The organism is Nonomuraea spiralis (genome assembly GCF_014648435.1).
Classification (GTDB): domain Bacteria; phylum Actinomycetota; class Actinomycetes; order Streptosporangiales; family Streptosporangiaceae; genus Nonomuraea; species Nonomuraea spiralis.
In genome coordinates this window covers 82,860-104,633 of sequence record NZ_BMRC01000030.1, presented here as the reverse complement: position 1 = coordinate 104,633, position 21,774 = coordinate 82,860, and the positions used below count along the sequence as shown (strand labels likewise).

Below are 21,774 nucleotides of genomic sequence, written 5' to 3'. Positions count from 1 at the left end.
GATCCTGCTACTTTGTCAAGCGTCCGGAGAAATGTGGATGTAACCCGTTGTCACCGGGAGGGAAGGAACTGATGGCGCGCAAGGCCGCTACCCTCGCGGACGTCGCCGCGGCCGCCGGGGTGTCGGTGTCGCTGGTGTCGAAGGTGCTCAACAACACCGGACGCGCCTCCGAGGAGACCCGCAGGCGCATCCACGACGCCGTGGAACGCCTCGACTTCCGGCCCAACGCCCTGGCCAAGTCCTTCGCCAGGGGGCGGAGCGAGCTGGTCGGGATCATCATCGAGGACGCCTCGGAGATCTTCAGCAGCATGGTGCTGCGCGGCGCCGAGCGCAGGCTGGCCGCGGCCGGGCTGGCCACGCTCGTGTGCGACGCGGCCGAGAGCGACCAGCGGCGCTCCCGGTTCGTCCGCGACCTTGAGGCCCGCCACGTCGACGCCGTGCTGGTCATCGGGTCGGGGCCGTCGGGCCTCTACCCGTCCGTCTCCGGCCGGCTGTCCTGTCCCGTCGCCTACGCCTTCTGCGAGTCCGACGACCCGGCCGACGTCTCGTTCCTGCCCGACGACCGCGGCGCGGGGCGGCTGGCCGCCGAGCACCTGCTGTCACTCGGCAGGACGAAGATCGCGCACATCGCGGAGGGCAGCGAGCGGGGCGCCGAGCTGCGCACGCGCGGGTTCGTGGAGACCCTCGCCGCCGCCGGGCATGCGGTGGAGCCGATCTACGGCGACTGGTCGAAGGCGTGGGGTCTCCAGGCCGTCAACCGGCTGATCGAGGCGGGCACCGAGGTCGACGCGATCTTCTGCGCCAACGACTTCATCGCCTACGGCGCCTACGTCGGCCTGCGCGCCCACGGCCGGCGGATCCCGGAGGACGTCGCGCTGGTCGGCCACGACCACTTCTCGATGGACCCGCCACAGCGCAGGTCGGGGTTCCTGACGACCATCGACCCCAACCTGCCCGCGCTCGGCGACGCGGCGGCGCGACACTTGATCGCGCCGGGCACGGCGGCCGACTTCACGCCGAAGCTCGTCGTCGGCCGCACGACCGCGGGCGGTCAGGCCGCCCCCGACCTCGCCACCCTCCTGGAGTTCATCGACCAGTTGCTGTGAAGCGCAGGGTGACCAGCTGGAACGGGCGCAGCGTCAGCGACACGGCCCCCGGCTCGAACTCGGCACCCGCGGGCGGCTCGACGTCGCGTTCGATCAGGTCCACGAAGCGCGCGTCCCCGACGCACTCGACGCGTACGGGCGCCCTGGTCCCCTCCGACTCGTACAGGCGGACGATGACGTCGCCGCTGCGGTCTTCGGCGAGCTTGACCGCCTCCACGATCACGGCCGGGTGCGAGACCCGTACCAGCGGCTCGACCTCCCGCGCCCCGCGCACGGCACGCGCGGGCAGGTTCGCGCGGTACCCCTCGGCGACGGCCTCGCGGATGCCGGCGTTCGGCCTGATCGAGTAGGCGAGCGTGTGCCTGCCGAGGTCGGATCCGGGATCGGGGAACATCGGCCCGCGCAGCATGGACAGGCCGACCGTCGTGGTCGTGCCGCCGTCCTGGCGGGTGTGCCGCGCCACGTCGTGGCCGTACGTCGACTCGTTGGCGATGGCCACGCCGTACCCGGGTTCGCCGACGTGGATCCAGCGGTGCGCGCACACCTCGAAGCGGGCGGCGTCCCAGGAGGTGTTGGTGTGGGTGGGCCGGTACACGTGGCCGAACTGGGTCTCGGCGGCGAACCTGTCGGCGTGCACGTCCAGGGGGAAGACGAGCTTGAGCAGGGTGTGGCGCTCGTGCCAGTCGACCTCGCAGGCCAGGTCGAGTGCGGCGGATCCGGGGAGCAGCCGGAGCGTCTGCCTGATCGTCGAGTCGCCGAAGCGGCGGGTGACGACGACTTCCCCGTCGCCGGTCTCCAGGCTCTCGACCTCGTCGACGTCGCGGGCGACGCGGCGGTAGTGCTCGTCGATGTCCCAGGCGTCCCACTCGTTGGGGACGTCCCGGTGCAGCACCAGCCGGTGGCCCGCCGCTCCCGGCGCGATCGCCTCGCGGCCGCTGCCGGCGTCGCGCAGCGACACCAGGTGGCCCCGGCGGTCGATCACGGCCCGGACGAGGCCGTTGTCGAGCACGAATCTGGCGTCGTCCTCGGTGAGGGAGACGCCCGCCGGGTGCTCGGCGCGCGCCTGGATGCCGAGCCCGTCCGTGGCGAGCTCCAGGTCACCGTCCCCGGCGAGGACCCGCACGCTGTCGTCGATGACGCGGCGCAGCCTCTCCTGGACGTCGGCGTTGTTCTGCTCGACCTCGCGGTGCACCCAGGCGATCGAGGTGCCGGGCAGCACGTCGTGGAACTGCTGCAGCAGCACGGTGTGCCAGATGTCGGTCAGCTCGTCGTAGGGGTAGGCGGCCCCCTCGCGGACGGCGGCGGTCGTGGCCCACAGCTCGGCCTCGCGCAGCAGGTGCTCGTTGCGGCGGTTGCCCTGCTTGGTGAGATGCTGGCTGGTCAGGGCCCCGCGGTGCAGTTCGAGGTAGAGCTCGCCCGACCACACCGGCGGGTTCTCGTACTCGGCCTCGGCCTGCTCGAAGAAGGCCTGCGGCGAGTCGATGGTCACCGCCGGCGAGCCTTCCAGTGATCGGAGCCGCTCGGCGGCGGCGAGCATCTCGCGGGTCGGGCCGCCGCCGCCGTCGCCCCAGCCGAACGGCACGAGCGAGGTCCCGGCCGCGCCCTTCTCCTTGTAGCTGCGCGCGGCGTGGGCGAGTTCGGCGCCGGACAGCTCGGAGATGTAGGTGTCGGCGGGCGGGAAGTGGGTGAAGATCCGGGTGCCGTCGATGCCCTCCCACAGGAAGGTGCTGTGCGGGATCTGGTTGACCTGGTTCCAGGAGATCTTCTGGGTGAGGAACCAGCGGCTGCCGGAGGCGGCGATGATCTGCGGCAGCGCGGCCGAGTAGCCGAACGTGTCCGGCACCCACGCCTCCAGGGTGTCCACGCCGAACTCCTGGAGGAAGAACTGCTTGCCGTACAGGAACTGGCGGGCCAGCGACTCGCCGCCGGGCATGTTGATGTCGGGTTCGACCCACATGCCGCCGACCGGGATGAACTGCCCGGTGGCCACCTTCTTCCTGATGCGCTCGAACAGCGCCGGGTAGTACTGCTTCACCCAGGCGAGCTGCTGGGCGGAGGAGCAGGCGAAGCGGTACTCGGGGTGCTCGTCCATGAGCGTCACCGCGCTGGCGAACGTGCGCGCGCACTTGCGGATCGTCTCGCGCACCGGCCACAACCAGGCCGAGTCGATGTGCGCGTGGCCGACGGCGACGATCCGGTGGCTGCTGGCCGCGGCCGGGCTGGCCAGTACCCCGGCCAGCGCCGCGCGTCCGGCCGCCGCGGTGGCCGAGACGGCGGCAGGGTCGACGGCGTCGAGCATCCGCTCCAGCGCGCGCAGGATCTCCCACCGTCGCGCCGACTCCGGGCTCAGCTCGCGCATCAGCCCGTCCAGCGTCCAGATGTCCTGCGCCAGCTCCCACACCCCGACGTCCAGCAGCGCCACGTCGAACGACCTGGCCGTGTAGAGCGGCCCGCTGCCCGCCGTCGCGCGGTCGCCCAAGGTGGTCGGCTCGTAGGTGTTCTCGCCGGCGAGTTCCGGGTTCGCCGCCGCCTCCACGTACAGGTCGATGGACGGCTGGGCCGGGTCCCACGGCAGGTGGGAGCTACGCGGCGCCACGGCCTTGATGAGCGAGCCGTCGGGCAGGTACGCGAGCCCCTCGGCCTGGAACCCGGGACGCGGCCCGGAGAAGCCCAGGTCGACGACGAGCTCCAGCCGGGTGCCCGGGGGGATCTCCTCCGGCACCCGGCCGGTCACGTGGAACCAGGTCGTGCCCCAGGGGGCGCCCCACCGGTGCGGCAGCGTGACCGGCCGGTAGCCGGCCGCGAACGCCACCGGTGGGGGCACCGGCTCGCCCGGCACGTCCCACGCCTCGACGGCGAGGGGCCGCCGTTCCCGGTAGAGGGCGGCGGGCAGGAACTGCTGGACGAAACGCGCCAGCCGTCCCTCGACGATCAAACGGTTGTCATGCACGATGCACTCTTTCCGAAGTCAGTTCTCGAAGACCCGCACGGCGACGATCATGGTTCGTTCGTCGCCGTTGGTCGCCGTGACGACGACCCGCAGGGCGCCCGCGCGCGTGGCGGGGTCAAGCACGTGGACCCGGCGCCGCGTCCGGTTGCCGGTGACGGACACGGCCGTCTCCCAGCCGCCCGTACGCTCCACCTCGATCCGGTAGTCCTTCACCAGCTCCGGCATGACGAGGTACGGCGTGCGGTGGTGGTGCAGGTTGATCAGGTCCTCGTCGACGTCGTCGTTGAAGATCAGCTCCACCCGGCCGATCGTCCGCTCCTCGCTCCAGCGCAGCTCGACGTGCTGCTCGCCGCCGCCCTCCGAGGCCCACAGGTTGGGCCCGTCGTACGGCCTGGCCGGCCCGCCCGCGACCTGCTCAGGCCGGTAGGCGGCGGTCGCGGGTTCGACCTCGAAGCACGGCGTGCGCCTGCGCAGCTCGAAGGCCGACCACGCGTTGCTCTGCGGCTTGCCGGTGTCGAGCGCCGGTTCCCTGCTGAGCAGCCCGAGGACGCCGTACGGCGGGCGGTCCGGGCCGACGAGGACGGCGAGGTCGGCGTTGCGCCGGACGACCACGACCACCTCGCCCCCGCCGGAGAGCACGTCGTCGAAGCGGGCCTCCAGCAGGCCGCGCCCGGCCTCGACCAGGACCTCGCGCCGGGCGAACGGTTCCACGGGGATGTGGTTCAGCCCGCCGCCGGTGCCCCACAGCTCGACCGTCGCGGTGGTGGCGCGGGCGGCGTCGACGCCGATCCGCACGACGTCGATCCGCGGGTCGGCGGGCAGCAGCAGCCCGAAGTCGGCCTCGCCGATCGGGAACGGTTCCGGCTCCTCTCCCCCGTCGCCCGCCAGCCGGGTGAGCGTGGACGACGCCGTCACCGTGGCCTTGAGCGCCAGGTCGGACGGGTCCTGCCAGGGCACGCCCAGCAGGGAGGCGTCCTGCCGCAGGAGCATCGACTGCAACTCGTCCATGTGCGAGGCAGCGATCTCGCGCGGCGTCACGCCCCTGCGTACGGCGAGCGCGGCCCCCGCGCCCGCGGCCTCTCCCACGACGGCGCAGGTGGCCATCACTCGGGTGCTGCCGAAGGCGACGTGGCTGGCGGAGATGTCACGGCCGGCCAGCAGCAGGTTGCGCACGTTGGCGGAGTACAGACAGCGGAACGGGATGTCGTACAGGCCGGGGCCGAACAGGTGCTTGGAGGGGCTGTCGTCGGCGTAGATGCCGCCGGGCGGGTGCAGGTCGATGGACCAGCCGCCGAAGCCGACCGTGTCGGGGAAGCGGGTCTGGCCGGTGATGTCCTGCTGGGTCAGGACGTGGTCGCCGAGGAAGCGGCGGTACTCGCGCTTGCCCGGCAGGCTGCCCACCCACTCCAGCGTCAGGTTGTCGGCCTCGAAGCGGCCGGAGTTCTTGATGTGGTCCCAGATGCCGAAGACGATGCCCCACAGCTCGTCGCGGATGCGCTCGTTGTCGGCGACCGCGTCGAGCTCGCCGCCCCACTCGATCCACCAGTAGTCGCAGCCGTTCATGCCGGGGTCGATGTGGCGGCGCAGCGGCAGGTCGAACGCCTCGATGTCCTTGGTGATGCCGGGTGGGACGAAACGTACCGGGCGGCCGGTGTCCTTGGTGTAGAAGAGGATCGTGCTGCCGAGCATGTCGTCGTCGGCCACCTCGGGGGCCCACTCCTCGCCGTACGCGCTGCGGTCCTCCCTGCCGGTGGCGAACCTGGCGCCGGCGAGCAGGCCGACCAGGCCGTCTCCGGTGCAGTCGAGGAAGATCGGCGACTCGAACCGGATCAGCTTCTCCGAGCCGGACTGCCAGCCGGTGACCGAGCGGATCACCCGGCCCTCCTCCTCGCCGTCGGCCTCGACCTCGCGGACCTCGGTGTTGAGGAAGAGGGTGATGTTCGGTTCGGCGCGTACCAGGTCGAGCACGACGTGGTCCCACAGGATCGGGTTGCCCTCCGGGTTGCGCCACTGGTTCTCCGCGAACAGCTCGCCCATCAGGCCGGTCTCGCGGGCGAACTTCTGCGCTCCGTGCGCGGTGGCGCCCACCACCCACACCCGGATCTCACTGCTGGAGTTGCCGCCCAGCACTCCCCTGTTGTTGATCAGGGCCACCTTCGCGCCGTTGCGCGCGGCGCTCACGGCGGCCGTGACACCGGCCAGGCCGCCGCCGACCACGGTGACATCGGCGGCGTGTGCGAGCTGCATCATGAATGCCGACTTTCTGGGTCGTATCAAGCAAAGCGGATCTACAATATTTCCGACGTCTTGAATAAGTCAACGACGGGTTGGCTAAGGTAGGCGCAGGGCGCGACGATGGACGAGGGGAACGGGGACCAGTGGCAGCAGCCAGGCGGGAGTCCACCACGGTCGGGAAGGCAGCCAAGCGCGAGGGCGGGCCACCTGCCCGATCCTCCGGGCTCCGGCGCGGCTCCAACCTGGAGCACGTCGCCGACTTCAACGACTCCGTCGTCCTCGACGCCATCAGGCGCGCGCGGACCGGCAGCTCTCGGGCGGAGCTGGTCGTCGAGACGGGCCTCGCCGCGCAGACCGTGTCGGACGTCTGCCAGCGGCTGCTCGACCAGGGGCTCATCGCGGAGACCGGCACGTCCACGACCGGGTTCGGCCGGCCCCGCCGCACCCTTGAGCTGGTCCCGGCCAGCCGCTACGCGCTCGGCGTGCACATCGACCCGGCCACGATCACGTACGTGCTGCTCGACCTCGGCGGCAACCTCGTGGCCCACTTCAGCAGGCAGACCTCCAGCCCCCAGGACGCCGACGCCATCATGACCGGCATGGCCTCGGCCCTCGACGTCCTGCTCGCCGGATCCGGCATCGAGCGCGAGCGGGTGCTCGGCCTCGGCATCGCGGCGCCCGGCCCCCTCGACATCGCGGGCGGGGCCATGGTCGACCCGCCCCACCTGCCCGGCTGGCACCGCGTCGAGCTCGTCGACCGGCTGCACCGGGCCACCGGGCTGCCCATCGTGCTCGACAAGGACGTCACCGCCGCCGCGGTGGCCGAACGCTGGGCCGGCAGCGCGACGGGCAACAGCGACTTCGCCTTCCTCTACCTGGGCACCGGCGTCGGGGTGGGGCTGGTCAGCGGCGACATCGTCGTACGCGGCCGGTCCAGCAACGCCGGCGACATCGGACACCTGATCGTCGACGCCGACGGGCCGCCCTGCGAGTGCGGGCAGCGCGGCTGCCTGGGCACCGCCTGCTCGCCGCTGTTCCTCATCCAGGAGGCCGTCGCCGCGGGCGTCCTGCCCGCCACTCCGGAGGACGGGCAGCTCGTCCAGGCGGTCAGGCGGCTCGGCGCGCTGTGCCGGGCGGCCGACGACGGCGATGCGCGCGCGGTGGAGATCCTGCACCGGTCAGCGCGGCGGCTCGCCCGCGCGATCCTCACCATCGGCAACCTGCTCGACACCGAGCTCGTGGTGTGCGGCGGGCCCGCCTGGGCTCCGGCCGCCCACCACTACCTGCCGCTGCTCAGGTCGGCGGTGGCCGAGCGGTTCGTGATGCGCTCGATCCACGACCTCGGCGTCGTCGGGACCGGGTTGGGCGCCGACGTCGCGGCGATCGGCGCCGCCTGCCTGATCCTCGACGAACGCTTCTCGGCCCGCCCGTAGCCCCGCTCGGGGAGCAGGCGAACGCTTCTCGTCCGCCCTGGCCCTTACCTCGGGAGCAGGCGGGCGACGAAGCCGCCGCCCGGGGGCATGGCGGGCACCCGGAACGCCTCGCCCGCCGCGACGTCGGAGACCGCCACCTCGTCACGGGCCGCACCGTCGGCGACCAGGCGCCAGGTGCCGCTCAGCGGCCCGAGGCGCCCGAGGCCGAGGGTGACCGCCGGGCGCGCGACCGGGCCGTTGATGCCCGCCAGCCACCAGGTCCCTCCCGTACGGCGGGCCAGCACGACGTGGTCACCCGGCTCCCCCGCCAGCCCGACCGTGTCGTCCCAGGCGGCCGGCACGGCCCGCAGCACCTCACGCACCTCCGCCGCCTGCGCCCGGTAGGACTCGGGCGAGTCCGCGAAGTGCAGCAACCCCGACTCGTAGACCATCGCGAGCGCCAGCTCGTGCGCCGCCGTGGTCCTGCGGGGCCTCAGCGCGTCGCCGAAGGTGACCGGCGTGTAGTCCATCGGGCCGATCACGTTGCGGGTGAACGGGAGCACGGTGTTGTGCCACACGGCCTCCTCCGCGAACGACGGCCCGAACAGGTACCACTCGGCCCCGCGTACGGCCTCCAGCGTCATCAGGTGCGGCCACGTCCGCTCCCAGCCGCGCGGGACGGTGCTGCCGTGGAAGTTGACCATCAGCCGCGCCTCGGCCGCGTCCCGCAGGATGCCGAGGTAGTGCGCGATCCCGGCCTGCTTGTCGGAGTGGAAGAAGTCGACCTTGATCCCGGCGATCCCCCAGCCCGCGATCCTGGCCAGCTCCGCCCGCCGCGCCTCGGGCAGGTGCATGAGGTCGCGCGGCCCCTCGGTCGAGGCGTTGTTCGGCCCGGCGGAGTTGTACCAGAGGAACAGCCGCACGTCCCGTTCGGCGGCGTAGCGGACCAGGTCGCGGATCTCCTGCTCCGAGTGGACCGTCCAGTTCGCGTCGACCAGCGAGTACTCCCAGCCCATCTCGCCCGCGAGGTCCACGAACCGCCGCAGCGCGTCCAGGTCGCGCGGGCTGGCGTTCTCCGACCACCAGCTCCACGAGACGCGTCCCGGCCTGATCCACGAGGTGTCGGTGATCGTGGAGGGCTCGGCCAAGTGCCAGACGATCGTGGACTCGACCAGCTCGGCCGCGGTGTCGGCGATCGCGACGAACCGCCACGGTAGCGTCCACGGCAACGCCGACGTGGCCAGGGCGTCGCCGTGCCCGAGGCCCTCCTCCGGATCGGGGCCCAGAACGCCGTACTCCCGGCCGGCCGGGACGGGGGCCAGCCGGGTGCCGTGGAAGGTCTCGTCGAGCCCGGCCTCGGAGACGAGCAGCCACTGCCCGTTCACCTCGAACGTGGCCGGCAGGTCGTACGAGCGCGCGCCGGTCGGGGTGCCGATGGGCACGCCGTCGGTGTAGAGGTTCTCGTGCGCGGGGCCGCCGCCGTCGGAGGGCGAGGTCGGCTGTGCCCAGGCCCGGCCGTCGGCCGCGAAGGCGAAGGTCGTCAGCTCCCTGGTGACCGTGGCCGTGCCGGAGCCCTCGGGGAAGCGGTAGCGGAACGCGACGGCGTCGTCCAGCACGCGGAAGTCCAGGTCGAGGCGCGCGCCGTTGCGTCCGCGCACCGAGAGCGTCGCCGTCGTGGACCGCTCACGCAGCACGGAACGTTTGCCGTGCGCGGCGGGGTAGCTCTCGTCCCGGGCCGCCGCCACCGGCTCGGCCACCAGCGTGAGCCCGTTGTGGAACGACGCGTCCTGCCGCTCGACGCCGAGCCTGGACCGCTGGAGGAGCACGACGCCGTGCCGCCGTACGTCGTAGAAGATCCGGCCCCGGTCGTCCAGCGAGACGTCGAGCTCCACCGCGCCCTCGGGCGACTTCACGGTCCACAACACGTTGGGTTCCTTCAATCCGGTGAATGGAAAAACAGGCGTCACGAGAGAGGAACTCCCGTTCTACCGGAGCATCAGCAGGCGGGGCGTCAGCGGGGCGAGCTCGGTCCGCGACCGGTCGAGTCGTTCCCCGGTGAGCAGGTCGCGGAGTTCGGCCGGTCCGCGACCGTGGAGCCTGATCGTCACCACCTCGGCCTGCGTGCCGTAGTTCGTCGCCCCGACCAGACAGCGCCCGCCGTCGTGCACGGGCCGCCATTCGACGGTCGTCGGCGTGCCGCCGGCCGTACGCTCCAGCGTCACCACGTCGAGCCGGCTCCGCCGCGCCAGGCCGAGCACGGCGGCCCCGATGCCGGCCGGGCCGTCGTCCGGCAGGACGGTCGCCTTCCTGAGCACCTGCGCGCGCTCACCGGCCGGAAGGGCCTGGTTCCGTTCGTCGCGCGCCAGGGCATCGGCGCCCGCGACGACGAGCCGGACCTCCCGGCCCAGGTCCCGCAGGCCCCGCAGGCAGGCGGCCGGCAGATGCGTCACCCCGGGCGCGATCAGCATCTTCACCTCGTCGGAGACCTGCCGCCGCGACAGGCCGGACTCGGTGACGAAGTGCACCGGGATCCCATTCATCGTCAGGGCCTTGTACACCTCGCGCACCGCGGCCAGGTGCCGCACGGAGTACACCGACGAGGTGCGCGAGTACACGATGCCGACGCCGGACCCGGCGCCCTGCAGCAGGGCCACCTCGGCGGCGAACCGGTTCAGGTCCAGGCTGGTCCGGCCGGCCGCGGCGATCACGTCCGGCCGGTGCAGCATGCTGCCCGCCAGCGTGGACGCCGCCTCGGTGGTCCGCGCCCACACCCAGAAGGTGGTGGCGGAACGGCCGTGCAGGGCGCCCTGCCACAGGTCCGCCGCGACGTGGGCCGCCTCCACCTTCGAGTACGACGTACTGCGGTCGGGGATCACATGGTCCTCGGAATCGAACACCGGCGTCCGGGCGATGCCCGCCTGGAGGTCGTAGAACGCGAACTTGCCCAGGAAGCCGTCGACGCCCTGTCCCGGGTAGTTCGACGCGTCGTTGCCCGACAGCTGGGAGAAGGCCGCCCACTGCTCGGGATCGGGCCCCCACAGCAGGTAGTTGCGGTCCTTCAGGGTGCTGCCCACCATCTTGGAGTGCACCGGGACGCCGGGGGCGATGTTGTGGACCACCTCGGCCATCCACGCGTGCCACGAGGCGAACGCCTCGGTGTTGAAGGTGATCCAGTCGTGGCACTGCACCGTCGGCTCGACCGCCCGCACACCGGGGGCGGGCACCTCGTCGAAGGTCCGGTGCGCGGTGCCGTAGACCTTGTTGAGCGCGGCGATGTCGCGGTACCGCCCGGTGAGGAACCGCGCCCAGCCGAGCCTGGTCGACGGGCTCGCCGTGTCGACGTAGCGGGGCTCGTTGCTGAGGATCAGGCTGTGCAGCGCGGGCGACTTCGCGATCCTGGGGATGATCGTGCGCAGGAACGCCTCGATCACCTCACGCGCCAGCGGGTGGTGGACGTCGTACCCCTCGGCCAGCTTGAGCTCGGGATGCCTGGCCGTCAGGAAGGCCGGGAAGTACTGCGGCGCGAGCAGCAGGCTCAGGGCGACGTTCGCCTCGGCCGCCGCCGCGAGCCAGCGCACCGGGCCCCGGTCGATCTCGTACGGCGACACCGCGTACTCGCCGCTCGCCGCGACCGTCACGGCTTCGTCGAACCCGCCGTTGCCCGCGATGTTCTCCGGACCCGTCCCGTCGGCGCGCGTGATGGTCAGGTCGTCGATCCACAGCGCCCCGACCTGGCCCTCGCAGATGATCGAGAAGCGGTAGGACGACACGTTGCCGGGGGTGAGGGTGAACTCGACCTGCTGCCAGTCGTAGGTGCCCTCCGGCGGGTAGTAGCGGGTGGCCCAGGTGGCGGTGGGGATCGACACCGCGCGAAGGGTGACGTCCTGCCCCTTGATCCACGCGCGGACCCGGTAGGCGACACCGGGCTCCACCGTCAGCAGCTGGGAGAACTGGCGGTAGTTGTTCGGCTTGCGCGGACCGGCGAACGACACGCGCAGGGAGGCGGCGGAGCCGTGCGCGACCGACGCGTCGCGGGCGAAGGTCACCGCCGCCTCGCCGACGCCCGTGGTGCCCCAGCCCGGGATCGCGTCCGGCGGGACGATCGCGCTCTGCGGCCCCATTTCGAGTGCGCAGGCGTTGAAGCCGAGATCGGCCAGCTTGGGGATGTCGCCGACCACCTCGGCCCAGCCCATCGGGCCGCTGAACACGACCGGCCGGCCCTTCCGGGTCTTCCCGCCGTCGGAGACCGTACCGGTGAACATCCAGTCGTCGCGGCCGATCGGCCCGGTGACGTAGCGCGGCACCCGCGTCCCCTCCGCCTTCCCGGCGGCCAGGGAGCGCAGGCGGGTGAGGAGGTGGTCGGCCATCGCCGTCATGGTGACCGTGTTGTAGGTGGCGCGCCACCTCTGACCTGCCGCGACGTCGTCGCGGGTGTAGCCGGTGAACTTCTCCAAGGTGGTCGCGTCGACGCGTTCGTAGTGGGTGGGGATCCCCCGGTCCTCGCACTGCGCCAGCAGGTCCCCGGCCGTCTTGACGGAGGCGGCGATCCCGGCGAGGTCCCGCGCGATCGCCTCCGCTGACATCGTCACCCGGCCGGTCGCCGCCAGATCGGTGGTGGCGCCGCCGGTCAGGTCCTTCACCGAGGCGGTGATCGCGAGCTCGCCCGCGGTCGTCGCGGTGATCGGGATCGTGAGCTGGAGAGTGGTGCGAGCCGGGATCGTCGCGGGGGTGGTGGCGCCGTCGGGGCCGGTCACCTCGACGCGGCGGTCGGAATCGTCCCAGTTCAGGACGAAGATCGCCGCCTCGATCGTGGACCCCGCCTCGACCTGGTCCTCGTCGAGGGTGATCCATGCCTGGCACGCCCCCGACTCGGGCAGGGCCGCCAGCCGGACGAACTCCTGGGCGGACTTGCCGGTGGCGATGCCTGGACGCCACTGGATCCAGCCCCGCCGGTTCGCGCCGTCGTTGTCGTTGACGATCGCGTTGAACAGCACCGAGCCGCCCGGGGCGGGCGCGTCGACGCCGGTCGAGGCCCACGGGAACGCCGCCAGGTAGTGCGTCTTCGTCCCGTCGCGCCGGGCGGTCAGGGTGACGTCGGCGACCGGCGAGGTGACCGCGCCGTCGCTGAACCGGTAGACCTCGGGACCGCCGTCGAGCAGCGCGAGGCCGTACTCCGGGCCGTATCCGCCGCCGCCGTCGCCGAACGCGACCTGGAGGCCGTCGCCCTGCCACTGGTTGGTGCCGCCGATCGGATGGTGGACGTTGTCGGTCACCGTCGCCGCGACGTACAGCCGTTCGGCGTCGTAGCCGAGCGCGAGGTCGGCCGACAGGTCGTCGGCGCCGGCCCACCCGGTGATCGACACCTGGTCGTCGCGGCTCGGCAGGTGGGCGCCGAAGGCACCGGTGAGGTCCCCGGCCGTGGCGAGTCTCACCAGCGGGAGGTGCGCGCCCCGTCCGAGCACCGCTGTGAGCTGGGCCCGGGTCAGCAGGGTGGACCGCGGCTCGGCGGCGGCCCACTGGGCCGTGACCGCGGGGAGCAGGGCGGCGGTGGCGGAGACGCCGACGCCGCGGAGGAAGGTACGGCGGGAGAGTGTCACAGGGAGACCTCGAGATAGCAGGTGCGGATGGTCGAAGCGGCGTTGTAGGAGGCGGCGGCCGACCCGGACGGGTCGGCCAGCCCGACGGTGACCGCGTTGCCGGTGAGGGCCAGCGGCGTACGCTGACCGGTCAGGTCCACCCGGGCCGCGACGGCCGTGGACGGCAGCGACGCCAGGGTGAACGTCACGTCCGTGCCCGCCCACCCGGCCGGGGTGTGGACGGCGATGACGATCTTGTCGCCGCCGACCAGGAAGCCCTCGACCGAACCGGCGGCCCAGTCCCGGGCCGTCGTCAGCCCGGCGTCGTTGGTGTGGGTGTCGTAGGTCTCGGGCACCACGCCGTCGAAGAGGTCCGCGAGGGCGCCGAGGCAGACGCCGTGCGAGGTCGGCGTCCCGTCGGCCTTGCGGAGGTAGCGGCCGGCGTCGGCCGCCGACGCCGAGGCAGGCGCCTGCCACGCGTACCACAGCAGCTTGAAGCCGTCCGGCCGCTGCGCGAGGCCGCGCGTGATCGCCCAGTGCAGGAGTCCGGGATAGACCAGGGCGGCCGCCGCCGGGCTGGTCGAGTAGCCGATCTCGGTCTGCCAGATCGGCAGCGACGACCCCAGCGCGGCGACGCACGCGACCCGCAGCGACTCCAGGTCGGACGGCTTGTAGTAGTGCACGTCGAGCACGTCGATGCTGGACCACGCGCTCGTCTCGGTCAGCAGCGCGGTGAAGCGGGCGATCGCCGCCACCGAGGGCCAGCCGCCGTAGACGACCTTGCCGCCGTGGCTGCGGATCGCCGTGGACGCCGGCTTGTGGATCTGGTCGATGTACTCGTACGGGCTGCCGTACCAGAACCCCGCCGACCAGTACGCCTCGTTCCAGACCTGGAAGTGCTCGACCCCGTAGGTGCCGCGCAGGATCCCCACCACGTGGTCGACGAACGCGCTCCACCTCGCCGGGTCCGCCGGCGGGGTCCTGTCCTTGGGCAGCACGACGACCTCGTCCTGGAGGACCTCGCCGGTGCTGATCCGGGTCCGGGTCACCCGGCGCTGCCAGCCCGAGCCGACGGCGGCCTGGGCGGCGCCGACCTCGTACCGCACGTCCCAGTGCGACCAGCCGTACGCGGTCGTCCGAGCGGCCCACGGCGCGGAGTACGCCAGCACCGGGAGCAGGGTCACGCCGTTGGCCGCGGCGGCGGCGAACCGGGAGCCGAACGTGTGGACGGCGCTGTCGTCGTACGTCCCCTGGGTGGGTTCGACGGCGGCCCACAGGACGTCGGCGCGATCCCACGACATGCCCGCCAGGGCGCCGATCCCGGGACCGGCGGTGCCGGCGTGGTTGGTCCCGAGCAGCGACCCCAGCGGTGTGGGCGTGACGGCGGCATCGGCGGGCCGCGCCGGCCCGGGGAGCCCGAGCGCGGCGGTGGCCATGCCGAGACCGGCACCCGCCAGGACGGCACGTCGGGAGACGGTGGGAGGAACGTTCGGCCGGCTGACTGCGGTCACGGGTTCTCCTTCGCGAGCGGCGGGGACGTGGACGCGATCAAGGCAGCGATTAAATCAATCTGCCGGATTAAGTGGAGACTAGAGATCCGGACCGCCTCCCGTCAACGGACACGGTGCGGCCCGCTTCGACCCGATTTCCTCGTCCGGCGCTTCCCGGCCCGCCGGCAGGGCCGTGACATGCGACTCCCGTTGCGGCAAGGCATGGTGAACCAAACGGGCATGCACCGATGACGACGGCTTGTACCCTGATCATCTGTTCGCGCCAGGGCGATGGCAGGAGACGCGGCATGACTTCGAGGCTGGCCGGTGACGTGGTCGGCGGGCGATACCGGCTCGCGGACGAACTGGGGTCCGGTGGCTTCGGCCGGGTCTGGCGGGCCCGTGACGAGACCCTCGACGTGGACGTCGCGATCAAGGAACTACGGCTGCCGCCGTGGATTCCGGAAACCGAACGGGCCGAGCGCCTGGCACGCGCCACGCGCGAGGCACGCAATGCCGCCCGGTTGCGCAGGCACGACGGCATCGTCGCCATCCACGACGTCGTCATCGACGACGGCCTTCCCTGGATCGTCATGGAACTGATCGACGGTTGCTCGCTGAGCGAGTACGTCGAGGAGCACGGACCTCTTCCGGCGGGCAGGGCCGTCGAAGTCGCCGAGTCCCTGCTGACGTCGATCGGCGCGGCACACCGGGAAGGTGTCGTGCACCGCGACATCAAACCGGCCAACGTCATGCTCGCCGAGAACGGGAAGGTCCTGCTCACGGACTTCGGGACGGCGATCCACCACACCGACTCCGCACTGACCGCCACCGGGATGTTCATCGGCTCGGCGGAGTACATGGCGCCCGAGCGGTTGCGCGGCGGCGACGACCTGCCCGCCGGGGATCTGTTCTCCCTCGGTGTGACCCTCTACCAGGCGGTGGAGGGCGTCTCACCGTTCCGCCGCGCCACCCAGGAAGCGACCTTGGCCGCGGTACTGCTGGACGAGGCCCCGGCGCCGCGACGAACCGGACCGCTCACACAGCTCATCACCCGGCTGCTGGACAAGGACCCGAGCCGCCGGCCGACGGTCGACGAAGCGCTGGCCATGGCACGTGAGCAGCCCGCGACCACAGTCCGCGTGCGGCGCGACACCAAGATCCTCCCAGCCCGGCCGGAGAAGCGGGAGCGCTCAGGTGCCGCAGCGCTGATCGTGACCATGACAGCGGTGGCGGGTATGACGGCGCTCGGCGTCGCGGGACTCCCCGACGCCGGCGGAACATGGGAGCACTTCGAGCGCTACGGGGACGACGACGTGCTCGGCGTCGCCTTAATGATCGTCGCCGTGGCCGACGTCGTTCTCACCGGCTTGCTGTGCGCCGGTCTCGCGCGGTTCCTGCCGACGAACGCCGGCAGGACCGTGACCGCTGTCGCCGGTGTCGCCGGGCTCGTCTTCGGTTGTGGCGCGACCGCTTTCGCCTTCCACGGCGCCGGCGAAACCCTCCGGAACATGATGGAGTTGTCCGGGCGAGACTCCGCGACGCTGTCGCTGGCCCTGATCAGCATCGTGGTGCTCGTCGCCGCGGGGGCGGCCTGGAGCTCGTATCGCACCGATCGACGCGAAGGGATCAGAGGGCGAACACGATCGTGATCGCCCGCCCGATCCGATCGGCCTCCGCTCGGGTCCGTGCCACCTGCCGCAAAGCAGCTGACAGTGACCAGGGGCTCCGGGCATTCGGGCGAGTCCGGGATGCGCAGGCTCTCGGCTGTCGATCAGTTCGTCATGCGGCGGGTCGCAGGTGCTGCCGCGCCCATTCCTCGAAGCTGGTCAGCGGGAGGCCGAGGTCCCTGGCGTACTGGGGCCGGGCCGGCTGGCCGGCCACGTTCAGCCACTCGTGCGAGCTGCCCATCGCCGGCATGCCGGCGGCGAGTGCCTGCTCCTCGGTCATGTCCGGCGCGGACAGGGGCGTGCCCAGCGCGCGGGAGAGGATTCCGGCGATCTCCGTCATCGGCAGATAGTCGCTCGCCAGCTCCAGTTCGACCCCATCGAAGCGCTCCGGCTTGGCAATGGCCGCGGCGACCGCCCTGCCGATGTCGTCGGTCGCCACGAGGGACAGGCCGGTTTGCGGCTTTATCACGCTCACCAGGCCGCCCACGACGCCTCGCGGGAACAGGAACGCCATGGACGGCAGGAAGTTGTCCATGAAGAAGGCCGGCTTGAGGATCGTCCAGTGGGGAAAGCCCGCCGTGCGGACGCGCTCCTCGATCGCGGCCTTGGCGTTCAGAGAGGCCGCCACCGCCTCCTGCCCGGGAGTCTCGGTGTGGCGGCCGGCGCCGCTGGTGGATGTTTGCACGAACTGCGCCACTCCTGCGGCCTTCGCGCCTTCGATGAGGTTGACGGCCTGGGCCACCTCATCGTCGAAGTCGAAGCCGCGGGCGGTCAGAGGGGCCATCTGCACAGAGAAGACGGCGCGGGCGTCCTGGGCGGCCCGGATCACCGATTCGCGGTCGTGGAGGTCACCGGTGACGAGTTCGGCGCCGAGCGCTTCAACGGCTCGGGCCCGGTCGGTGGCCGGGTCGCGGACCAGGGCGCGGACGGGGACGCCGGCCGCTCGCAGGGCGCGGGCGGTGGCCCCGCCTTGCCTGCCGGTGGCGCCGATGACCAGGACGGGCGCGGATGGTGCGGACATCAGACTCCCTCGGGCAATAAACGGCGGGGCCCGCCGTTTTCTCTGCGGTACGATACGGCGGGCCCCGCCACATAGCAACACCGGAGATGACACCATGCCCGACCGCCAGCGCGCGGACGCCCGGCGCAACTACGCGCGCATCCTCGCCGTGGCCGAGGAGGAGGTCGCCACGCACGGCGCCGGAGCCTCCCTGGAGCAGATCGCGCGCGTGGCGGGGATGGGCTCGGCCACGGTGCGACGCCACTTCCCCACCCGACGCACGCTGCTGGAAGCGGTCTCCCACCAGCGGGTCGAGTCCTTGTGTGCCCGCGCGAACGAGTTCGCGGGCGAGGGCGACAGCCGCGTGGCCCTTCTCAGCTGGCTTGACGACGTCCTCGCCTACTGCGTCACGGCTCGAGGGCTGACGGCGGCCCTGTCCTACGACGGGGCAGAGCCTGGCTCGGTGCATGAGAGCACCTGCTCGGCGATGATGGAAAAGGCGGGCGATCCGCTGCTGCGCCGCGCCGTACGAGAGGGCGTGGTGGCGGAAGGCGTCACCGTCGCCGACCTGATCGCGCTGATCGTCGGCATCGTCCTCGCGACTGAGCACCATCCCGATCCCGCCGCCCGGGCGGAGCGGCTGTTCCGGCTCGCGGTGGCAGGCCTGAGCCCGCAACCCAGGACCTGACGGCTTCGACAACGCCCCGGGGCACGTTCCCCCAGGTCGCGTTGCTCGCTGAGTGGCTCTACTTTCAAGCCGCCCGGGAGTCGAGCAGCGTCGGCACGTCGTCAGGGGCGAGCCCGTGCAGGGCCAGTTCGGCGTCCCGTATCTGCACAAGATCGGACACGGCGTCTCCATGGCGTGGACGAGACAACAACCGTGAGCAAGTGGACGACACTCAGGGGCGCTGAGCTGCGTGTTCCCGCTCAGGCCGGAACAGGGTGAGGAGTCCGGGCCCGGCGCGATGAACTGGCTCTGACCACCAGTCCCACGAGCAGAGTTTTGTCTGGGTGGCGATTCCGGCTTCCAGACAATCCATCAGCCACCAAGACTGGGCCCCTGCCTGCCGCCACCTGCTCGGCGGGCAGGCGTTTCACGGCCTTTGGGCTCGCTCAGGCAACTAACGAGGAGATCTCATGCTGAGAAGATTCATCCCGGCTGCTGTCGCCGCCATGTCTCTGGCAGGGCTGGCGTTCGCGTCACCTGCGAGCGCGGCAAGCCTTCCCGATCGCCTGTACGGCTGCGGGCGGGGAGATTTCTGCATGTATTCGACAGAGGTCATCTCCGAAGCGACGAAGATCGGCATCGGCCGGGGCGAAGACTGGTCGGCCCCCGGGGTGCTCTTCAGCCCGTACAAGAAGGTCCGATCCTTCTTCAACTACGGCTGGCCCGCCACCGAGGACCACGTCGTGGTCTCGTACGTCAATTCGGCCGGCCAGAGCGGGTCGATGTGCGTTCACCGCGCCGAGGACGGTGACGTCGGCGCGGGACACGAGACCTACCCCTTGCCCGTGACCGTCACCAAGATCGACTGGGTCAACGCCGACCAGAGTCCGTGCTGGGGGTAGTCCGCATCCGCCGGTGATCCGGCGGAACCGGTCCGGTCCGACGCCACAGGGGCCGTCGGACCGGCTGGGTCGGTCTCGGACGCCTCCAGCATCCAAGCGGACCCGGCCTGTGCAGCCAGGCCGTGTTTCCAAAGGTGATGAGGGGCGCGGCGTAGCGGTCGTGGGTGATCGACGAGGCCTCCGGTAGTTGGTTCAACGACGAAGAAGAGCCAAATACCGGAGACCTTGTGGCCGGCGTAGCGGTGACGAGGCGGCACGACCTCACCGACGAGCAGTGGGCAGCGCTGGAGCCGTCTGGTGAGATTCCTCCCGGCTACCCGACCGCCGCCGATCTGATCGCCTTGACCGAGGAGCTTCCTGTCTCGAAACGAGGGCCGGCCGAACTTCCGAGATGCCCCACTCGCAGGTGGTCTGCGGGCCGTGTTTCCGAGATTCCGCGCTCCAGGACTCCGAAAGTGCCAGTCCGCTTCCGAGGTTACGAACATGATCGACTATTTGGCCGCTTCTGCTTGCATCTCGCTCAACCCGTCGTCGGTGTGCCCGGCGGGGGCGCGGAACTGTTCGATCAACGCCGCGTAGCTGTCGCCGGCCCGGCCACCCGCTGCCGCGCGCGTGGCCAGTTCCAGAAAGAGCTTCGGCACCTCGGCATTGACCCCCAACTCCTCACTCTCCTGGACAAGATGCTCCATCCCACCCGCGTGAACGGCGATGGTGGCATCCGCGGCCGGGTAGGCGCCCTCGTCGATCTGCTGTGCGTACGCGCTCACGTAATCGGTCGTCACGTTGATCGCGGTGGTGGCCAGGGCCGCGAAGGTCGAGGCCTTGACGTTCGCGGTGCCCAGTAGCGCGGCGCCCTGCAGGAAGCCGTTCAGGACACCCCACATGATGCTCAGGACCGACATGTCGTACAGGGCGGACAGGCCGTGGTCCTCATCGAGGTACATCGCCCCGCTCTCGCCGAGCGCCCGCAGAGTGGCCTCGTGCTCCTCGAAGGCGGCCTTCGGGCCCGCGTACAACACCGTGGCCTGCGCGGTGCCGATGGCCTGGGGCAGGGCGAGGATCGCCCCGTCGAGGTAAGCGCTGCCGATCCTGGCCGCCCATCCGGCGGTTTCACGGGCCTGGGTGGAACTGGCCGTGGTCAGGTTGACGAGGGTACGGCCGGCCAGCGAGGAGGCGACCGGGTCGAGCAACGCGCGCACGGCGTCATAGTCCGAGACACAGACCACGACGAGCGGGCTGGCCTCGACGGCGCTCTTGATCGAGCCGGCCAGGGTGGCGCCGCCGGCGACGAGATCGCCGGCCTTGGCCGCCGAACGATTCCAAACGGTGGTCGGGTGACCGCTCGCCAGGAAGGCCGCGGCCAGCGCATGGCCCATCAGGCCCAGGCCGACAACGGTGACCGGTGACTTTGAGGCGGAAATAGGGGACATGGATGCTCCTGTGGGTTTCATGCGACATCGGCCGCGTTTGGATGGGTTCGTACGGCACAGCCAGGCCGCGAGCACATCAGACGAAGAACCCGACGATGCTGCGGATGCGGCCGTCGGCGAACTCGACCACGTCGTAGCCGGTGGCGACCGTGCCGAGTCTCCATGTGAAGAGCGCGCGGCCGTGGTGGGCGCCCATCACGGCGCCGAGGGCGAACTTCGCCTCGCCGACCTGCGCACGCATGCGGCCGATCACCTCCGACAGCTCGGCGTGCCCGCGCAGGCCCGCGTTGTCGGGGGCGACGTAGAGCGAGTCCTCGGTGAGGACGGACTTCATCAGCGTCATCCGGGCGGTGTCGTCCCGCTCGTTCCAGATGTCGAGGTAGGCGAGGATCACGTCGGTCGTGCTCACGTGCCGACTCCTTTGGGGGTACACATCAGCCAATTACTACACGGCGTTCAAAAGGAACACGTCGCATAATATGGCAACGTTGTAGACTGTCAAGTGTGAGCGACCACACGACGAGCCGTCGCGACCGGCTGCGCGCCCAGACCAGCGCCGAGATCAAGGCGATCGCCATGGAACTCATGACCGACGGGGGCCCGGACGCCATCACCCTGCGCGCCATCGCCCGCGAGATGGGCATGACGGCCGGAGCGATCTACAGCTACTTCGCCACCCGCGACGACCTGATCACCACGCTCATCGGCGACGTCTACACCTCCGCCGTCGACGCCGCCGAGGCCGCCCGTGACGCGGTACCGCCGACCGATCCCGGCGCCCGGATCCTGGCCTGGGCACTGGCCATGCGCGACTGGGCGTTGGCCAACCCTGAAGGCTTCCGGCTGATCTACGGCGACCCGGTGCCCGGCTACCGCCCGCCCGGCGACGGCCCGGGCAAGCACGCCGAGGCGCGCGCCTGCAACGGCCTGGTCGGCCTCGTCGCCGCAGCCTGGCCGACAGCCCCGGTACGCCAAAGCACCGACCACGCCTACGACTGGGCTGACTTCGACCCGGACTTTGTCACCCATGTCCGGGCGGACTTTCCCGACCTGCCACCGGCGGCCGTCGCGATGACGCTGAGGGTGTGGGGCCGGATGCACGGGCTCATGGCACTGGAGATCTACGGCCACATCCGGCCCCTCGTCCACGACCCCAGCGCGGTCTACCGCGACGAGATGCGCGACCTCATCGTTTCCCTGGGTGCGCGTACGGATTAGGACCAGAGGACTGCTGCGGGAGGGCGGTGGTCATGGTGGGGTTCAGTCCTGGCCCCCAGCGACGGAAGTGGGGTTCAAAGCACACAAAGTTCGCCATCTACGCATGGCGGGCCGACCG

Annotated in this window: 14 protein-coding genes; 6 read left to right on the top strand and 8 right to left on the bottom strand. The window is 71.3% G+C overall.

What is annotated here, in order from left to right:
- The first annotated feature begins 71 nt into the window (after nt 1-71).
- Nucleotides 72-1,106, top strand: a complete 1,035-nt coding sequence (locus tag IEZ27_RS44155) for a LacI family DNA-binding transcriptional regulator (protein WP_189652719.1) — start codon at nt 72-74, stop codon at nt 1,104-1,106.
- On the opposite strand, the gene IEZ27_RS44150 is transcribed toward IEZ27_RS44155, so the two are convergent.
- A complete protein-coding gene (locus tag IEZ27_RS44150; RefSeq protein WP_189652718.1) occupies nt 1,087-4,056 on the bottom strand; it encodes an alpha-mannosidase in 2,970 nt (989 codons plus the stop codon). The two genes, IEZ27_RS44155 and IEZ27_RS44150, sit on opposite strands and share 20 nt — an antisense overlap.
- An 18-nt stretch (nt 4,057-4,074) precedes the next feature.
- On the bottom strand, nt 4,075-6,306 hold the full coding sequence (locus IEZ27_RS44145; protein ID WP_189652717.1) for an FAD-dependent oxidoreductase: 2,232 nt from the start codon (nt 6,304-6,306) through the stop codon (nt 4,075-4,077).
- Nucleotides 6,307-6,434: 128 nt separating this feature from the next.
- On the opposite strand from IEZ27_RS44145, the gene IEZ27_RS44140 reads away from it, so the two are divergent.
- Entirely contained in the window at nt 6,435-7,724 is a 1,290-nt protein-coding gene (locus IEZ27_RS44140) for an ROK family transcriptional regulator (RefSeq protein WP_229824885.1), read from the top strand.
- A gap of 44 nt (nt 7,725-7,768) precedes the next feature.
- On the opposite strand, the gene IEZ27_RS44135 is transcribed toward IEZ27_RS44140, so the two are convergent.
- Genes IEZ27_RS44135 through IEZ27_RS44125 form a run of 3 tightly spaced genes read right to left on the bottom strand, consistent with a single transcriptional unit; the run spans nt 7,769 to nt 14,790 of the window.
- Nucleotides 7,769-9,628, bottom strand: coding sequence for a glycoside hydrolase family 97 protein (locus IEZ27_RS44135; protein ID WP_189652716.1), 1,860 nt, complete (start codon nt 9,626-9,628; stop codon nt 7,769-7,771).
- A gap of 60 nt (nt 9,629-9,688) precedes the next feature.
- Nucleotides 9,689-13,300: a beta-galactosidase gene (locus IEZ27_RS44130; protein WP_189652715.1), complete on the bottom strand. Its 3,612-nt coding sequence runs from the start codon at nt 13,298-13,300 to the stop codon at nt 9,689-9,691.
- Nucleotides 13,297-14,790, bottom strand: coding sequence for a hypothetical protein (locus IEZ27_RS44125; protein WP_189652714.1), 1,494 nt, complete (start codon nt 14,788-14,790; stop codon nt 13,297-13,299). The genes IEZ27_RS44130 and IEZ27_RS44125 overlap by 4 nt, the downstream gene beginning before the upstream one ends.
- Before the next feature lie 287 nt (nt 14,791-15,077).
- Here IEZ27_RS44125 and IEZ27_RS44120 point away from each other — a divergent pair, with 287 nt between their 5' ends.
- Nucleotides 15,078-16,421, top strand: a complete 1,344-nt coding sequence (locus tag IEZ27_RS44120) for a serine/threonine-protein kinase (protein ID WP_189652713.1) — start codon at nt 15,078-15,080, stop codon at nt 16,419-16,421.
- 130 nt (nt 16,422-16,551) lie between these two features.
- Here IEZ27_RS44120 and IEZ27_RS44115 read toward each other — a convergent pair whose 3' ends face one another.
- A complete protein-coding gene (locus tag IEZ27_RS44115) occupies nt 16,552-17,460 on the bottom strand; it encodes an NmrA family NAD(P)-binding protein (RefSeq protein ID WP_189652712.1) in 909 nt (302 codons plus the stop codon).
- 94 nt (nt 17,461-17,554) lie between these two features.
- Here IEZ27_RS44115 and IEZ27_RS44110 point away from each other — a divergent pair, with 94 nt between their 5' ends.
- Together IEZ27_RS44110 and IEZ27_RS44105 are read left to right on the top strand one after the other, a co-directional pair.
- On the top strand, nt 17,555-18,127 hold the full coding sequence (locus IEZ27_RS44110; protein ID WP_189652711.1) for a TetR/AcrR family transcriptional regulator: 573 nt from the start codon (nt 17,555-17,557) through the stop codon (nt 18,125-18,127).
- 575 nt (nt 18,128-18,702) lie between these two features.
- Nucleotides 18,703-19,008 (top strand): hypothetical protein, encoded by a 306-nt coding sequence (locus IEZ27_RS44105; protein WP_189652710.1) that lies wholly within the window; start codon nt 18,703-18,705, stop codon nt 19,006-19,008.
- A gap of 491 nt (nt 19,009-19,499) precedes the next feature.
- On the opposite strand, the gene IEZ27_RS44100 is transcribed toward IEZ27_RS44105, so the two are convergent.
- Both IEZ27_RS44100 and IEZ27_RS44095 read right to left on the bottom strand, forming a co-directional pair.
- Nucleotides 19,500-20,438 (bottom strand): NAD(P)-dependent oxidoreductase, encoded by a 939-nt coding sequence (locus tag IEZ27_RS44100; RefSeq protein ID WP_189652709.1) that lies wholly within the window; start codon nt 20,436-20,438, stop codon nt 19,500-19,502.
- 76 nt (nt 20,439-20,514) lie between these two features.
- Nucleotides 20,515-20,847 carry a nuclear transport factor 2 family protein gene (locus tag IEZ27_RS44095; RefSeq protein WP_189652708.1) on the bottom strand — a complete coding sequence of 111 codons (333 nt, stop codon included), beginning with the start codon at nt 20,845-20,847 and terminating at the stop codon, nt 20,515-20,517.
- A gap of 95 nt (nt 20,848-20,942) precedes the next feature.
- On the opposite strand from IEZ27_RS44095, the gene IEZ27_RS44090 reads away from it, so the two are divergent.
- Nucleotides 20,943-21,656, top strand: coding sequence for a TetR/AcrR family transcriptional regulator (locus IEZ27_RS44090; protein ID WP_189652707.1), 714 nt, complete (start codon nt 20,943-20,945; stop codon nt 21,654-21,656).
- Nucleotides 21,657-21,774: the final 118 nt, after the last annotated feature.

What these genes read in the sequence shown, in the direction of transcription:
- IEZ27_RS44145 (WP_189652717.1), bottom strand. Translation starts at nt 6,306, where the DNA reads ATGATGCAGCTCGCACACGCCGCCGATGTCACCGTGGTCGGCGGCGGC.
- IEZ27_RS44105 (WP_189652710.1), top strand. Translation starts at nt 18,703, where the DNA reads ATGTATTCGACAGAGGTCATCTCCGAAGCGACGAAGATCGGCATCGGC.
- IEZ27_RS44120 (WP_189652713.1), top strand. Translation starts at nt 15,078, where the DNA reads ATGACTTCGAGGCTGGCCGGTGACGTGGTCGGCGGGCGATACCGGCTC.
- IEZ27_RS44115 (WP_189652712.1), bottom strand. Translation starts at nt 17,460, where the DNA reads ATGTCCGCACCATCCGCGCCCGTCCTGGTCATCGGCGCCACCGGCAGG.
- IEZ27_RS44155 (WP_189652719.1), top strand. Translation starts at nt 72, where the DNA reads ATGGCGCGCAAGGCCGCTACCCTCGCGGACGTCGCCGCGGCCGCCGGG.
- IEZ27_RS44110 (WP_189652711.1), top strand. Translation starts at nt 17,555, where the DNA reads ATGCCCGACCGCCAGCGCGCGGACGCCCGGCGCAACTACGCGCGCATC.
- IEZ27_RS44100 (WP_189652709.1), bottom strand. Translation starts at nt 20,438, where the DNA reads ATGTCCCCTATTTCCGCCTCAAAGTCACCGGTCACCGTTGTCGGCCTG.